Here is a 13690-nt window from a genome sequence, read left to right on the forward strand (position 1 = left end):
GGGGCTCCCCGGCCGTCACCCCGCCTCGGCGAGGATCTCCGTGATCACATGCCGGGAGTTCTCCGCCAGGACGGGGTTGGTGTCCCAGTAGTACGGCAGCTGGATCAGCGAGATCGACAGCGCCCAGCCCCGCCCGCGCGCCCATTCCGCGTCGTCGGCGCCGACGGCCTCGCGGAAGGTGTCCCGGACGGAGGCGGGCAGGAGGTTCCAGGCCACGATCAGATCCACGGCCGGGTCGCCCGTTCCCGCGCAGCCGAAGTCGATGACCGCGCTGAGCCGGCCCTCGTCGACCAGCACGTTCCCGGGGGAGAGATCTCCATGGGCCCACACCGGCGGCCCGGTGTGGGCCGGCACCTGCAGGGACTGCTCCCACAGGGCCGTGACCGCGCCGCCGTCGACCCGCCCGCCCAGCTCGGCGATGGCTGCCCGGGTGGGCTCGTCCCGGTCCCGCAAGGGGCCGCCCCGGTATCCGGGCGGCCCGTCCTGCGGCGCGATCCGGCGCAGCGCGCGCACGAACGCCCCGAGGTCCTCGGCGAGCCGCTCCGGCTCGCTGACGGTGCCGGCCACCGGATTGCATCCCTGGAGCCAGCGGTAGACGGACCAGGGCCATGGATAGCCCTCGTCCGGTTCGCCGGCGCCCACCGGTTCGGGCACGGCGACCGGCAGCAGCGGCCCGAGCCGGGGCAGCCAGCGCTGCTCGTGCGTCAGATCCGGTACGGCGCCGGGCCGCCGGGGCAGCCGTACCAGCAGGTCGCTGCCGAGGCGGAACATGGCGTTCTCGGTCCCGGAGGACGCCAGCCGCCGTACGGGCAGCGCGGCCCAGTGCGGGAACCGGCGGGCGATCAGCCGCCTGACCAGCGGGGCGTCGAGGTCGGCCTCGTCCGCGTGCATCTTCGGTGGAGTCCGGCTGTCATGGGCAGTCATCGCGGCCCATGACAGCGTCTCGAAGCCCTCGCTGTCCACACGGTTTTCTCGGCTCAGACCCGGTCGGCCGCGATCAGCAGGTACTGGAAGCTGCCGTTGCGGTAGGCGTCGAGGAACGTGTCCTCGATGCCCGTGACCAGATGGTCGGCCTGCTTGCGCAGTTCCCAGTAGGGCATCGTGGCCTCGGTCAGGTCCTGGACGTGCACCGGTACCAGCCGGTTGCGGGCCATCGCCCTGAAGTACTCCGAGCGCGGGTGGATGTCGCAGATGTAGTGCGCGTTGATCAGGGACACCTCGCGCGAGGCCCGTCCGTAGGTGTCGTTGTAGCAGCCGGTGATCACCACATAGCGTCCGCCGCGGCGCAGCAGCCGGGCGTGCTCGGCGAACAGCAGGTCCAGCTCGACGTACATGGTGGACTCGTTGTTCCACGACGCCGCGTACGCTCCCGACGCGAAGCCGGTGTCGAGCATGTTGCGGTGGTGGTAGCGCACCTTGTCGTCGATGCCCCGGGCGCGGGCCTGCTCGTTCGCGAACTCGGCCTGCTTGGCGGAGATCGTGACGCCGTCGGCGTGGCAGCCGTAGCGCAGGTGCGCCACGACGCTTCCGCCGCCCCGGCCGCAGCCGGCGTCGAAGACCCGGTCGGCTGGGGCCAGCGGCCCGAGGTGGGCGGCGAGCAGTTCGGCCTGGGCGTGTTCCAGGCGGTGCAGTTCCGCGGTGACGCGTGCCCGGCGCCGCTCCGGATCGGGTTCGTCGAGCACCGAGCGGTCGGCCTCTCCGATGCCGTAGTGGTGGTGGTACAGGTCGTCGATCTTGCCGAGTTCGAGGTTGACCGGGTTCTCCTCGGCGTTCCAGTAGTCCGCGACCCGGCTCTGGTAGATGGACTGGGCCGGGACCGGAGCGGGCGTGGTCCGGGTGGCGGGGGCAGTGGTCAACGAGGACTCCTCTGAGCGCATGTGACGGTGTTTCGCAAGTGGCTGTTACCAGTAGTCGGGCAGGTGGTAGCGGTGGGTGTTGGTGGCGTGCCACTCGTGGTTGCCCGACACCCAGGCGGCGAGCCCCCGGGCGTAGCGCTCCACCAGCGGCGAGGTGGCGGACAGCAGGGCCGCCTCCTCCTCGAAGGCCTCCATGATCCGGTTGTGGATCTGGACGGACTTCAGATAGGCGGCCTTCAGACCGCGCCGCTCGTTGGCGGCGACGACCTGCGGCAGGTTCAGGTGCGTGGGGTCGCTGGCCAGCTCCTTGGTGAAGGAGTACAGGTCGTTGACGATCGTGGTGGCGTTGGCGGCCAGGGCGGTGATCCGCTGGATCTCGGGGCGGGCGTAGACCTGCTCGGGCAGCTCGTAGCCGTCCACGGCGTCGACGAGTGACAGACACGGGCGGAAGTTGTTGAACTGCCGCATCACCAGGTACTCCCAGACCCGCGGCACGTACTTCGTCTCCATCCAGGCGGCCTCGCCCAGATAACCCAGGTGCAGCCGGGCGACGTCGTGCACGAACCGGTCGGTCTGGCTGGGCGTGGCGAAGGTGGCGTAGTCCGCGAGCGCGAAGTGGTACGAGCGCAGCGGGCCGTCGGCCTGGATGCCGTGGCGCCACTCCTCCTCCAGCTCCGGGACACCGTGGAAGGGGTCGAGCGCCGACTGGGCGATGATCAGCGGGCCGGCCAGACCGCGCCGCGATCCGCCCCTGCCCTCGTCCTCCTCGCAGTAGCACGAGTCGACGATGTTCTCGGCGAGCAGCAGTTTCCCGGCGGCGGTGAGCCGGTCCAGGTCGAGGCCGCCCGGGTGCTGGAGTACGACGGCCCGGCCGAACTGGAAGCCGGAGAAGTCCCAGTTCCAGGCCGTGGGAAACAGGTCCAGCTCCCGGGCCCAGGTCTCCAGCCGGCGGTCGATCTCGGCCGCCTTCTCCGGGTCGGCGGGGACGGCCGGCTGGTAGTGCAGTCCGGGGATCGCGCCGGTGCGGCGGGGCCTGCGCAGGCTCTGGGCGATGTTGGGCGGCCCGGGCAGCGTGTAGGAGGGGGCGGGTGTGCTCATGGAGTGCTCGGACGTCATTCGGGGAACCGGCCGATCTGGACGTTCTCCAGGATCCCGGCCGCGTCGGGCACGAGGATCGCCAGGGAGTAGTAGGCGGTCACGAGGTAGTTGACGATCGCGGCCGAGTCGATGCCCATGAACCGGACGTTCAGTCCCGGCTGGTACTCCTCCGGGATGCCGGTCGGGTACAGCCCGATCACACCCTGGTCGGCTTCGCCGGTGCGCAGCGCGATGATGCTCGTGGTGTGGTCGTCGCTGATCGGGATCTTGCTGCACGGGAAGATCGGCACCCCCCGCCACGCCGGCACCTCATGGCCGTCGACGCTTGCGGTGCCCGGCACCAGTCCGCGCCGGTTGCACTGCCGGAAGAACGCCGCGATCGCCTTGGGATGGGCCAGGAACACCTTGGTCTTGCGCCGCATCGACAGCAGCTCGTCCAGGTCGTCGGGCACCGGCGGGCCGGTGAAGGTGCTGATCCGCTGGCCGTAGTCGACGTTGTGCAGCAGCCCGAACTCCCGGTTGTTGACCAGCTCCCACTCCTGGCGCTCGCGGATCTCCTCGACCGTCAGCCGCAGCTGCTGCGCGGTCTGGTCCATGGGGTGGTTGTAGAGATCGGCGACCCGGGTGTGCACCCGCAGCACGGTCTGGGTGAGGGACAACTCGTACTCGCGCGGGGCGAGTTCGTAGTCCACGAAGCCACCGGGCAGCGTGGGCTCGCCGACATGGCCGGCCTGCACCGGCACCTCGGCCTCGCCCTTGCGGTTCATGGGCCGGTTCTGCCGCTCGACGTATGCCTGGAGGTGCGCGGCGAGCGAGGGCACCCGCTCGGTGAACTCCTGCACGACGGCCCAGGGCAGCGCGAGCACCACGCCCGCGGTCTCGGCCCGCACCGAGGCCAGCCACAGCGGGTCGGACTGGCCGACGGCCTCGTCGCCCATCTGGTCGCCGTCGGTGACGACCCCGGTGATCTCCTCGTCGCCGTACTTGCCGGCGGTGTAGCGGGTGAACCGGCCGTGCACGACCAGGTAGGCCTCCGTCACCGGCTGGCCGGCCTCGAACAGCACCTGCCCGGCGCGCACCTCACGGGGCTGGAAGCGGCCGGCGATCTCCCGCAGCACGTCGATGTCGGGGTAGCCGCGCAGGATCGGCAGCTCGGTCAGCGTCTCCGGGATGACCCGGATGTCGTCGGCGCCGTTCTGCTCGAAGTGCACCCGGCCGCGCCCCGTGCGCAGCGTCAGTCGGCGGTTGACCCGGTAGGTGCCCCCCTTGACGTCCACCCACGGCAGCGTCTTCAGCAGCCATCGCGAGGTGATGGCCTGCATCTGCGGTTCGGACTTGGTGGTCGTGGTGAGCTGACGGGCAGCCCGGGTGCTCAGACTGGTGAGCTGCCCGTCGGCCCCGGGATCGGGAGCGGGTTCGTCGACGGCGGGACCGGTGGCGCTGTCCGGTGTGGTCACATTGCCTCCAGCAGAGCGATGAACAGGGGTGACGGGATCGAGCGGTGGTGTGCCAGGTGGTGGTGTGCACGGACAGCCAAACAGGCCGCATGATCGCTGGGAAAGGCGCGAAAAGGGGCTCTTTCATCACCTGGTGGTGCAAACCTGTCGATGGTGGCAGCAAGGGGGGCGCGTGGGTGGATGCGCGCCGGGCTTTCGCCCCCGCGCCCGTGGTGCGCACCTCCCGCCGGCCCGGTGCAGGGTGGGTCACCCTCCGTGACGAGCGGCACCGGACGGCCTCGGCGGCCCGGCGATCCCCTCGTCCGGCGCGCGGCCCGAAGACCGGATGGCTAGCGTGAGCTTCGGGACACACCGACTGCAGCGGGGGACCAGCCGTACGCGACACAGACCAGGAGGGCCGCGAGCATGGCCGTGCAACCCGAGGGAACGCCCTGTTGGGCCGATGCGATGTTCAGCGACGTCGAGGGAGCCAAGCGGTTCTACGCCGACGTCCTCGGCTGGACCTTCGGCGAGTCGTCGTCGGAGTACGGGAACTACACGCAGGCCTACGCGGACGGCAAGGCGGTGGCCGCCGTCGTCCCGCCCATGCCCGGCCAGGAAGGTCAGTCGCAGTGGTGCCTGTACTTCGCCTCGCCGGACGCCGCCGCCACCGCGGAGAAGATCCGCGAGAACGGCGGCGAGGTGCTGATGGAGCCGATGCAGGTCGGCGACTTCGGCACGATGTGCCTGGCCCGCGAGCCCAGCGGAGCCGTGTTCGGCGTCTGGCAGGGCGGCACCCACGAGGGCTTCGAGGCGACCGCGGTCCCGGGCGCCTACTGCTGGGCCGAGGTCTTCACCCGTGAGCCGGAGAAGGCCGACACCTTCTTCTCCGGCGTCTTCCCGTACCGGATGAAGCAGATCGACGACCACGCCGTCGACTTCCGGATGTTCGACGTGGGCGAGAACACGGTCCTCGGCCGGATGCGGATGACCGACGACTTCCCGCCCGAGGTGCCGTCGTACATCAACGTCTACTTCACCGTCGACGACTGCGACGAGGCCGTGGCCCGCGCCACCAAGCTCGGCGGTGTCCTCCGCTTCGGGCCGATGGGCAGCCCCTTCGGCCGGTTCGCGGCCCTCGGTGATCCGCAGGGTGCGAACTTCTCCGTGATCGACATCACGACCAGGGAAGGGGAGATGCCGACCGTCACGGACGTCTGACCTGCGCCCCCGGCCAGGCGGCCCGCGGCACGACGCGGCACGGTCACCCGCGTGACCATGGCATGATCGGGCATATGCGTGAACGTGTGGTGGCCGCGTGCGACGGGGCTTCGAAGGGAAACCCCGGACCGGCCGGATGGGCGTGGGTGATCTCCGACGACGAGCGGACCGCCGCCCGCTGGGAGGCCGGCCCGCTCGGCCGGGCCACCAACAACGTCGCCGAACTCACCGCCCTGGAGCGGCTGCTCACGGCCGTCGCGCCGGACGTGCCGCTGGAGATCCGGATGGACTCCCAGTACGCGATGAAGGCGGTCACCACCTGGCTGCCCGGCTGGAAGCGCAACGGCTGGAAGACCGCGGCCGGCAAGCCCGTCGCCAACCAGGATCTCGTCGTCCGCATCGACGCGCTGCTCGACGGCCGGTCGGTCGACTTCCGTTATGTCCCGGCCCACCAGGTCGACGGCGACCCGCTGAACGACTTCGCCGACCGTGCCGCCAGCCAGGCCGCCACCGTCCAGGAGGCGGCCGGCAGCGCGCTCGGCTCGCCCGAGCCGCCGCCGTCGCCCGACACCCCGAAGGCGGCCGCCCCGCGCAAGAAGGCGCCCCGCCGCGCCGGCGGCGGGGCGTCCTCCCGCACGATCAAGGCGAAGTTCCCCGGCCGCTGCCTGTGCGGCCGCTCCTACGCGGCCGGCGAGTCCATCGCCAAGAACGCGCAGGGCTGGGGCCACCCGGAGTGCCGGACCGCCGAGGCCTGATCAGCCCGCCTCGGCCGTCTCGGTCGCCGTCGGCCGTGGTCAGCTGTCGAAGGTGTAGAACTTCGTGTGGTCCAGCAGATCCGCCGGGCGCACGTCGTTCCACGGCTTCATCGTCTCGTTCAGGTCCACGACGTCCGGCGTGCCGCCGGCCGGCACGTAGGCCGCGCCCGGATGCCGCCGCTGCCACTCCGCCCACAGCTTGTCGACGAAGGCGTGGTGCAGCCAGAACACCGGATCGTTGGGGGAGACCCCGGTGGCCATCTGGCCGCCGACCCAGACGTGGACCCGGTTGTGCAGATTGACCCCGCGCCACCCCTCCAGGTGGTTGCGGAACCCGTCCGAGGCGCTGTTGTACGGCGCCATGTCGTACGTCGGTATGGACAGCACCGACTCCACCTCCGCGCGCGTCGGCAGCTCGCGTACGGCGGTGCCGAGCGAGCGGCGCAGGAACGTACGGCCGTCGACGCGTATGTTCAGCGGCCACTTGCCGGAGTCGGCGAACGGGCCCTCCATCACCCGGCCGTCGCTGCTGCGCCCGGTGCCGCCGAGGAAGTCCGGCGCCCACAGCGCGGCCCGCACCGTGCGGTCGGTGCTCCAGTCCCAGTAGGGCAGCGCGACCGAGGGGTCCACCGACTGCAGCGCTTGTTCGAAGTCGAGCAGGAATCTGCGGTGCCAGGGCAGGAAGGACGGCGAGCGGTGGCCGGTCCGCTCACTGGTGTCGGTGTCCGACATGATGAAGGCGTTGTGCGTGCGGACGAACTCGTCGTAGCGTCCGTTGCGCTTGAGTTCGAGGACGGCGCCTACGAACCGGCGCTTCTCGTCGGCGGTCAGGGTGGCCTGGTTCTTGCGTACGGTCATGGTGCGCGGTGCTCCGGAAGTCCTTGGCGGGGGCGGTCAGTTGGCGGGGAACGGCAGCAGCGGGGCGCCCTGCAGCTCGTCGACCGCGGCGCGGGCGGCGGCGCGTGGGGTGGGCACCGGGTCGTAGTGGCTGACGACGCTGATCCAGCTGCCGTCGGCGTTGCGCATCACATGCAGTTGCACGCCGTCGATCAACACCTCGTAGCCGCCGCCGTGTTCGTGGTGGTGGCCGCCGGAGCCCGTCGTCATCGGCCGGCCCTGTATCCGGCGGCCCTTGTAGACCTCGCTGAAGGTGTCCGGCATCGGCATGGAGTGGTCGTGTCCGGCGGCCGAGGCCGTGGGCGCCGCGAGGGCGGTGACGGTGGCCGTCGCGGCGAGGGCGGCCGTCGCGGTGAGCGCGCGGCGCCGGGTGAGGTCGGGCATGCGGGTCCTCCTGGAGTGTTCCGGTGGTGACCACGCATGCCTATCGGGGGCTCGGTGACGGGAAGAAATCGCCCGGAACCGGTTGGCTGCGATTCGGACAATTACCCACATGTCGTACAGGGTTGAACAAAGATGATCTTGTCGTGTACGGGTCGGGATCCGCTCCGGAACGGGGAATTCCTTGCCGCGACGACCGCGTTCACGCTGTTACTTGCCGTCCGCCGTCCGCCCGAGTGGCCCGGCTCACCACGTCAGACTGACGCGATCGGACACCCGGGCGGCCCGCTGTCCCGCACACCGCCCGCAGGCGCGGTGCAGAAGGCGCGGTCAGCGCAGGAGCCGGTCCAGGAAGGCGTTCCCGAACACCCGGTGCGGGTCCAGGCGGTCGAGGTTCGCGACCGCCTCCGCCCACTCCTGTGGCCCGAAGGTGCCGGGCACGGCCGTGCCCAGCACCCCGGCGTCGCTCCAGGCGGCGTCCGCCGTGTACGCCCAGCCCTTGGACCACTCCACGCGGGCGAGCGCGGCCCCGCCGTCGTACGTCGTCAGCAGGAACCGCTCCAGCTCGCGCAGGAACGCCTCCGCGTACGGCGTGCCCGGCAGGGTGAGCACGTCCAGCCACACCGCGGTGTCCCACTCGGGGTGGTCCGGGCGCGGGCGCAGCGCGGACAGCAGCGGGGCCTGCGCGCCGGACACGCCGGAGTCGGCCGGGTCGTCGAGACCGGTCACCCGGATCTCCACCGAGCCGTTGACCGGGAAACGCCCCTGTGCCGCGTACGCCGCCAGTCGCTCCCTGTAGACACGCGTGAACTCGTGCACCACGCGCTGGACTCCGGCCCGGCCGGTGAGCACCGCGTACCCGTTCGCGGTCACCCGCAGCGTGGTCGGCCGGAGGTACAGCAGCGTGTTCTTCGACGGGCCCCACAGGTCGGCGGAGTCCGTGGCCGCAAGCCCCAGGGAGGCCACGGTGAGCTGCGCGGCGCCCAGCTCCGGCGCCAGGTACCAGGCGGCGCCCGCCACCAGCCGCCCCACCAGATCGGCCACGGGCGTCGGCAGGCTGTCGGAGAACGGGTAGTTGTACGGCGCGGTGACGTGCCGTGAGCCGGCCGGCCGCACCGGCGCGACACTCCACTCCTTGAGCCACGGGAACTCGGTGAAGGCGAACCAGATCGCCTCGACACGGCCCGAGCGCCGCAGAAAGCTCTCCAGGGTCCGGCCGCCGGAGCCGGGCGCCGCGAACAGTTCGCGGGCCGGGACGTCGGTGCGGCTGACACAGCGCAGCGGGGTGTCCGGACCGACCCGCAGCACCACCTCGGTCACCAGGGCCCGGCCGAGATGCGTGAGCAGCGCCGCACAGTCCGCCTCGTCCCGGCGGAACGTGCGCAGTACGTACGCCCCGCGGTCCGCGTCCCACACCACGGCCGTCAGCTCCAGCACCCGGTTGCTGAGCGAGCCGTACGTGCTCCCCGGCAGCGGGCTTTCGCCGTCGGCCGGTACGGCGGTGCCGTGCGCGTCGATCGCCAGGGCACCGCCCAGCGTCAGGTCGCCCGGCGCCGGTGTGGCGGTGAGGCCCAGCCCGTGCCCCTCCAGGAAGGCGAGCAGGGCCTCCAGGGTGACTCCGGCGCCGGCGCGGACTGCCGAGTCCGGCTCCAGCACCAGTCCGGTCAGATGCGGGGCCGTGTCGACCAGCAGGACCCGGGAGCCGGCCGGCGTCCCCTCGGTGATCGTGAGTGGGGACCAGCCGTGCGCACAGCCCCGCGCCCGCACCCGCCAGCCGCTGCGCCAGGCCCAGTTGACGACGTCCCGCACCTGCTCCGGCCCGGCCGGTGCACAGGCCCACAACCCGTCGGCGGTGATCTCGCCCACCCAGTTGCGGTACGCCGAGCGGTACAGCGCCACCGGCGCCGGAAACCCGGGGAGTTCGGCAGCGGCCACCGCCGGGTCGGCCGCGATCAGCACCGGTACGGCGGCCAGCGCGGCGGCGCTGCGCAGCAGACCGCGCCGGCTGAGCGGGCCCGAACCGCCGTCGGGGTAAGGATGGTTGTCCATCGAACGATCGATCACACGGCCACGCTAGGTTCCACTGTGGGGTTCTCGGCGTGACGCCGGCCCATCTCACCCAAGTGGGTGATGGAGACACGGCCTGCCCGCCGGAGAGGACCGTTCCGCCTGCTCCCGCGCCGGATGACAGACTGGCGCCATGGACGAACGCGCAATCCGCAGGTCGGGGCAGTGGGCATCGGTGGTCGGTCTCGGCACATGGCAGCTGGGCGCCGACTGGGGCGACGTGGACGACAAGCAGGCCCTGTCCGTCCTGGAGGCGGCGGCCGAGGCCGGGGTCACCTTCTTCGACACGGCCGACGTGTACGGCGACGGACGCAGCGAGGAGACCATCGCCTCCTTCCTGCGCGGCCGGCCCGACCTGCATGTGCTGGTGGCCACCAAGATGGGCCGCCGGGTCGAACAGATCCCCGAGAACTACGTCCTGGACAATTTCCGCGCCTGGAACGACCGCTCGCGCCGCAACCTCGGCGTCGACCGCATCGACCTGGTCCAGCTGCACTGCCCGCCGACGCCCGTCTACTCCTCCGACGCGGTGTTCGACGCCCTGGACACCCTGGTCGAAGAGGAGCGCATCGCGGCCTACGGGGTGAGCGTGGAGACCTGCGCCGAGGCGCTCACCGCCATCAGGCGGCCGCATGTGGCCAGTGTGCAGATCATCCTCAACCCCTTCCGCATGAAGCCCCTGTACGAGGTGCTGCCCGCGGCCCGCGAGGCCGGCGTCGGCATCATCGCGCGGGTGCCGCTCGCTTCCGGCCTGCTGTCCGGCAAGTACACCAAGGACACGGTGTTCGCGGCCAACGACCACCGCACCTTCAACCGGCACGGCGAGCAGTTCGACCAGGGCGAGACCTTCTCCGGCGTCGACTACGACACCGGCGTCGACGCCGCCGCCGAGTTCGCCGCGCTGGCCCCCGAGGGGTACACCCCGGCCCAGCTGGCCCTGCGCTGGATCATCGAGCAGGACGGCGTGACCACGGTGATCCCCGGCGCCCGCAACCCGGGGCAGGCCCGCGCCAACGCGGCCGCCGCCAAGCTGCCCCCGCTGCCCGAGGAGACGTTCACCGCGATCCGTGACCTGTACGAGCGGCGGATCAAGGACCAGGTCGAACACCGCTGGTAGTCGTCGGGGCACGCGTCGTTTGAACGAACGGCCGAGCGGTTACCCGCACCGCATGACGCAGGAAGGACGGCGCAGAGGGCGGAACGAGACCGAGGAGGAGCGGGCCGACCGGATGTGGGTCGAACTCATCCAGGAGGTCCGGGTCGCCCAGACGGGCGTGCAGATCCTGTTCGGCTTTCTGCTGACCGTCGTCTTCCAGCCGAAGTACGCCACGCTGCCCCACGCCGACCAGGTCATCTACATCGTGACCGTCGTCCTCGGCGCCTGCGCGACCGGCGCCCTCATCGGACCGGTGTCCCTGCACCGCCTGGTATCCGGCCGCCGCGTGAAACCGCAGGCGGTACGGCTGGCGTCCCGGATGACGTTCGTCGGCCTGGTCATGCTCCTGGTGACGATGGCGTCCTCGCTGCTGCTGATCCTGCGCGTGGCCACCCACGACGGCTATGTGCCGTATCTGGTGACGGCCGTGGTCGTCTGGTACCTGGTCTGCTGGTACGGCCTGCCGCTGTGGGCCCGCCACCGGCACACGGCCCGTTCGTCCGACGGCGCCGCGCGCGGGCGGCCGGACGGCGGCGCGCCCGGCCGGGGCCCGGCATAGCACCGGCGGCCGGACCCGCGGGCCTGACCACGGCCGCTCAGCCCGCGGAGAGGATCTCGGCCACCAGCTCGTCGACCGGGACGCGTTCCCGGCCCGGCGGGACGATCCGGTGGGTCTCCCGCAGGAACGCGGCGACCGCGGGCGCCCAGGCGAACACCACCGCGCGGTGCCGACTGCCGTCCGGCCGGACGTCCCCGAGGAACTCCATGCGCAGTTCGTGCCACGCACCGGTCGCGGCCGGCCGCAGCCGCACGTCCCCGGCGCCGACCGGCCGGACCAGACCGTCGCAGAGCATCTCCCGGTCCAGCCGCCAGCAGGCCAGTACCCGGCCGTCGTGGCCGAAGACGGCGGTGACCGCGAACGGGTCGTCGGTGTCGTAACTGAGATGGGCCAGCACGGGACACCGGCTGGTGCCTTCCGCGCGCAGCTGCACCACCAGCGTCGTGTGCACGAACGAGTTCATGCGAGGGCCTCCGGCAACAATCGGCGTAGAGCCCTCTAGTACCCCGGTGCCGCCCGGGATGCTCACCCGTGTGACTGATTCCGCGGATTCCCGCCGGACTGGACGCGCAGTTCGTGGTCGGCCTCGACGGCCTCGGCGACCAGCGACTTCATGGTGTCGTAAGCCTCGGTGGCCCACTCGCCGGTGTCCTCGCCGTCCTCCAGCTCGTCGATCAGTGACAGATGCCGCTCGGCCTCCTCGCGCAGCTCGGCCGGAAATACCCGATCCGGTCGGCGGCCCGGCTCCCGGTCGCGACGGCCTTCTTCAGGTCGTCGGTGCGTACGACGTCACGCGCCGGCTCCGCCTGCAGCTCGGGATCCTCCCGCAGCCGGTCCAGCAGGGCGGCGCGGGCCGCACGGGCGGTCGAGGGGTCGGCGAGTATCGCCGCGCGCAGCGCGGTCGGGTTCTCGGCGACCTCCAGCGCCTGGTCGGGCGGATGCCCTCGTCCTCGGCTGCCTCGGCGATCGCGGTGCCGCGCTCGGAGTTCGCGCTGGTGCGGGAGACGTAGCAGCTCCGCCACACTTCCGCGTCCGGCAGGTCTGCCTCCTGGCCCGGCTGGAGGGCCTCGAAATGCGGGACCAGCCCGTCGTCGGCGGCCCGGTCCCAGGCCTTGTAGTAGCTGACCCGCTCCGGGGGCACGCTGCGGGCCACCATCAGCGCGGCCGCGGCGGACGTCTCGGACGCGTCGACGACCAGGATCACGGATGACTCTCCTGCGAGGACGCTCAAGGGACCGTACCCGGGAGCGGGCGCGGACAGGAGAGCCTGTAGGGGCCCGTCGGGCCGGTGGTCAGCCGAAGGCCTCCCGCAGCGCGGGCAGCAGGGTCTTCGCCGACCAGTCCAGGAACTCCGGCTGCGTGTCGCCGCCGATCTGCACGAGCGCGATCTCCCCGAACCCGGCCTCGGCGTAGGGCCGTACGGCCTCCACGAAGGCGTCCGGGTCGTCGCCGCACGGGATCGAGGAGGCGACGTCGTCCTCGTCCACGAACTGGGTCGCTGCCTCGAAGGAGTCGGGGTGCGGCAGTTCGGCGTTCACCTTCCAACCGAGCCCGAACCAGCGGAACTGGGAGTGGGCGCGCTTGACCGCCGTGTCCCGGTCGGGGTCGTAGCACACGGGCAACTGCCCGACCCGGGGCTTGCCGCTGCCGCCGTGCCGGTCGAAGGCCTCCAGCAGCCCCTGCTTCGGTTCGGTCGCGATGACCAGGTCGGCGAGGTGCCCGGCGAGCTTGCAGGACTGCTCGCCGGAGACGGCGATGCCGATCGGCGGCGGTGGGTCCGGCAGATCCCACAGCCGGGCCGACTCGACGTCGTAGTGCGGTCCGTGGTGGGTGACGTGGCCGCCCTCGAACAGCGCGCGGATGATCCCCACGGCCTCCTCGAGCATCTCGTGGCGCACGTCCACCGGGGGCCAGCCACCGCCCACCACATGTTCGTTGAGGTTCTCGCCCGCGCCCAGCCCGAGCCGGAACCTGCCCTCGGACAGCAGCTGCACCGTGGCCGCCTTCTGCGCCACGATCGCCGGGTGGTAGCGCAGGATCGGGCAGGTCACATAGGTCATCAGCGGAATCCGTGAGGTGGCCTGGGCGGCGGCGCCCAGCACGCTCCACGCGTACGAGGAGTGGCCCTGCGAGCGCAGCCACGGAAAGTAGTGGTCGGAGATCACCGAGAAGTCGAACCCGGTCTCCTCGGCTCGGACCACGTGGTCCACCAGGTCCCGTGGGCCGGCCTGCTCGGTCATCATCGTGTATCCGATTTGCACCAT

Annotated in this window: 13 protein-coding genes and 1 pseudogene; 4 read left to right on the forward strand and 10 right to left on the reverse strand. The window is 71.5% G+C overall.

The features are described from left to right. Positions 1 to 15: 15 nt before the first annotated feature. Genes ACZ41I_RS07190 through ACZ41I_RS07205 form a run of 4 tightly spaced genes read right to left on the reverse strand, consistent with a single transcriptional unit; the run spans position 16 to position 4411 of the window. Positions 16 to 924, reverse strand: coding sequence for an aminoglycoside phosphotransferase family protein (locus ACZ41I_RS07190; protein WP_468513396.1), 909 nt, complete (start codon positions 922 to 924; stop codon positions 16 to 18). Between the two features lie 53 nt (positions 925 to 977). Further along, the gene (locus ACZ41I_RS07195) at positions 978 to 1856 is read right to left on the reverse strand and encodes a geranyl diphosphate 2-C-methyltransferase (RefSeq protein WP_468513397.1); all 879 of its coding nucleotides are present in this window, start codon (positions 1854 to 1856) and stop codon (positions 978 to 980) included. 45 nt (positions 1857 to 1901) lie between these two features. Then, positions 1902 to 2954 (reverse strand): family 2 encapsulin nanocompartment cargo protein terpene cyclase, encoded by a 1053-nt coding sequence (locus ACZ41I_RS07200; protein ID WP_468513398.1) that lies wholly within the window; start codon positions 2952 to 2954, stop codon positions 1902 to 1904. 14 nt (positions 2955 to 2968) lie between these two features. Next, positions 2969 to 4411: a family 2B encapsulin nanocompartment shell protein gene (locus ACZ41I_RS07205; protein WP_399762519.1), complete on the reverse strand. Its 1443-nt coding sequence runs from the start codon at positions 4409 to 4411 to the stop codon at positions 2969 to 2971. A 405-nt stretch (positions 4412 to 4816) separates the two neighbouring features. Between ACZ41I_RS07205 and ACZ41I_RS07210 the strand changes: the two genes are divergently transcribed. After that, on the forward strand, positions 4817 to 5611 hold the full coding sequence (locus tag ACZ41I_RS07210; protein ID WP_363218452.1) for a VOC family protein: 795 nt from the start codon (positions 4817 to 4819) through the stop codon (positions 5609 to 5611). A 62-nt stretch (positions 5612 to 5673) separates the two neighbouring features. Continuing rightward, complete coding sequence (locus ACZ41I_RS07215; RefSeq protein ID WP_468513399.1) at positions 5674 to 6366, forward strand: ribonuclease H family protein; 693 nt, start codon at positions 5674 to 5676, stop codon at positions 6364 to 6366. 39 nt (positions 6367 to 6405) lie between these two features. Here the strand turns inward: ACZ41I_RS07215 and melC2 are convergent, their stop codons facing one another. The 3 genes from melC2 to ACZ41I_RS07230 form a co-directional block, all read right to left on the reverse strand. After that, positions 6406 to 7224, reverse strand: coding sequence for a tyrosinase MelC2 (gene melC2 / locus ACZ41I_RS07220; RefSeq protein ID WP_468513400.1), 819 nt, complete (start codon positions 7222 to 7224; stop codon positions 6406 to 6408). A 36-nt stretch (positions 7225 to 7260) separates the two neighbouring features. Further along, positions 7261 to 7647 (reverse strand): apotyrosinase chaperone MelC1, encoded by a 387-nt coding sequence (melC1, locus tag ACZ41I_RS07225; RefSeq protein WP_363218449.1) that lies wholly within the window; start codon positions 7645 to 7647, stop codon positions 7261 to 7263. 327 nt (positions 7648 to 7974) lie between these two features. Then, positions 7975 to 9693 carry a cholesterol oxidase substrate-binding domain-containing protein gene (locus ACZ41I_RS07230; RefSeq protein WP_468513440.1) on the reverse strand — a complete coding sequence of 573 codons (1719 nt, stop codon included), beginning with the start codon at positions 9691 to 9693 and terminating at the stop codon, positions 7975 to 7977. Between the two features lie 151 nt (positions 9694 to 9844). Here ACZ41I_RS07230 and ACZ41I_RS07235 point away from each other — a divergent pair, with 151 nt between their 5' ends. Further along, positions 9845 to 10828 (forward strand): aldo/keto reductase, encoded by a 984-nt coding sequence (locus ACZ41I_RS07235; RefSeq protein ID WP_399762512.1) that lies wholly within the window; start codon positions 9845 to 9847, stop codon positions 10826 to 10828. Between the two features lie 52 nt (positions 10829 to 10880). Beyond that, positions 10881 to 11426 (forward strand): DUF6328 family protein, encoded by a 546-nt coding sequence (locus ACZ41I_RS07240; RefSeq protein ID WP_399762510.1) that lies wholly within the window; start codon positions 10881 to 10883, stop codon positions 11424 to 11426. A 37-nt stretch (positions 11427 to 11463) separates the two neighbouring features. Here the strand turns inward: ACZ41I_RS07240 and ACZ41I_RS07245 are convergent, their stop codons facing one another. The 3 genes and pseudogenes from ACZ41I_RS07245 to ACZ41I_RS07255 all read right to left on the reverse strand — a co-directional run bounded on the left by ACZ41I_RS07245 (position 11464) and on the right by ACZ41I_RS07255 (position 13690). Then, entirely contained in the window at positions 11464 to 11889 is a 426-nt protein-coding gene (locus ACZ41I_RS07245) for an SsgA family sporulation/cell division regulator (RefSeq protein WP_363219028.1), read from the reverse strand. Positions 11890 to 11987: 98 nt separating this feature from the next. Beyond that, positions 11988 to 12657, reverse strand: a pseudogene (locus ACZ41I_RS07250) (hypothetical protein); the annotation flags it as partial. A 61-nt stretch (positions 12658 to 12718) separates the two neighbouring features. Beyond that, entirely contained in the window at positions 12719 to 13690 is a 972-nt protein-coding gene (locus tag ACZ41I_RS07255) for an LLM class F420-dependent oxidoreductase (RefSeq protein WP_363219027.1), read from the reverse strand.

It is taken from the genome of Streptomyces sp. NPDC030799, assembly GCF_055572255.1.

Coding starts and splice junctions, on each gene's coding strand:
- melC1 (WP_363218449.1), bottom strand. CDS start 7,647: ATGCCCGACCTCACCCGGCGCCGCGCGCTCACCGCGACGGCCGCCCTC.
- ACZ41I_RS07210 (WP_363218452.1), top strand. CDS start 4,817: ATGGCCGTGCAACCCGAGGGAACGCCCTGTTGGGCCGATGCGATGTTC.
- ACZ41I_RS07235 (WP_399762512.1), top strand. CDS start 9,845: ATGGACGAACGCGCAATCCGCAGGTCGGGGCAGTGGGCATCGGTGGTC.
- ACZ41I_RS07255 (WP_363219027.1), bottom strand. CDS start 13,690: ATGGTGCAAATCGGATACACGATGATGACCGAGCAGGCCGGCCCACGG.
- ACZ41I_RS07190 (WP_468513396.1), bottom strand. CDS start 924: ATGACTGCCCATGACAGCCGGACTCCACCGAAGATGCACGCGGACGAG.
- ACZ41I_RS07215 (WP_468513399.1), top strand. CDS start 5,674: ATGATCGGGCATATGCGTGAACGTGTGGTGGCCGCGTGCGACGGGGCT.
- ACZ41I_RS07240 (WP_399762510.1), top strand. CDS start 10,881: ATGACGCAGGAAGGACGGCGCAGAGGGCGGAACGAGACCGAGGAGGAG.
- ACZ41I_RS07245 (WP_363219028.1), bottom strand. CDS start 11,889: ATGAACTCGTTCGTGCACACGACGCTGGTGGTGCAGCTGCGCGCGGAA.
- ACZ41I_RS07230 (WP_468513440.1), bottom strand. CDS start 9,693: ATGGACAACCATCCTTACCCCGACGGCGGTTCGGGCCCGCTCAGCCGG.
- ACZ41I_RS07200 (WP_468513398.1), bottom strand. CDS start 2,954: ATGAGCACACCCGCCCCCTCCTACACGCTGCCCGGGCCGCCCAACATC.
- melC2 (WP_468513400.1), bottom strand. CDS start 7,224: ATGACCGTACGCAAGAACCAGGCCACCCTGACCGCCGACGAGAAGCGC.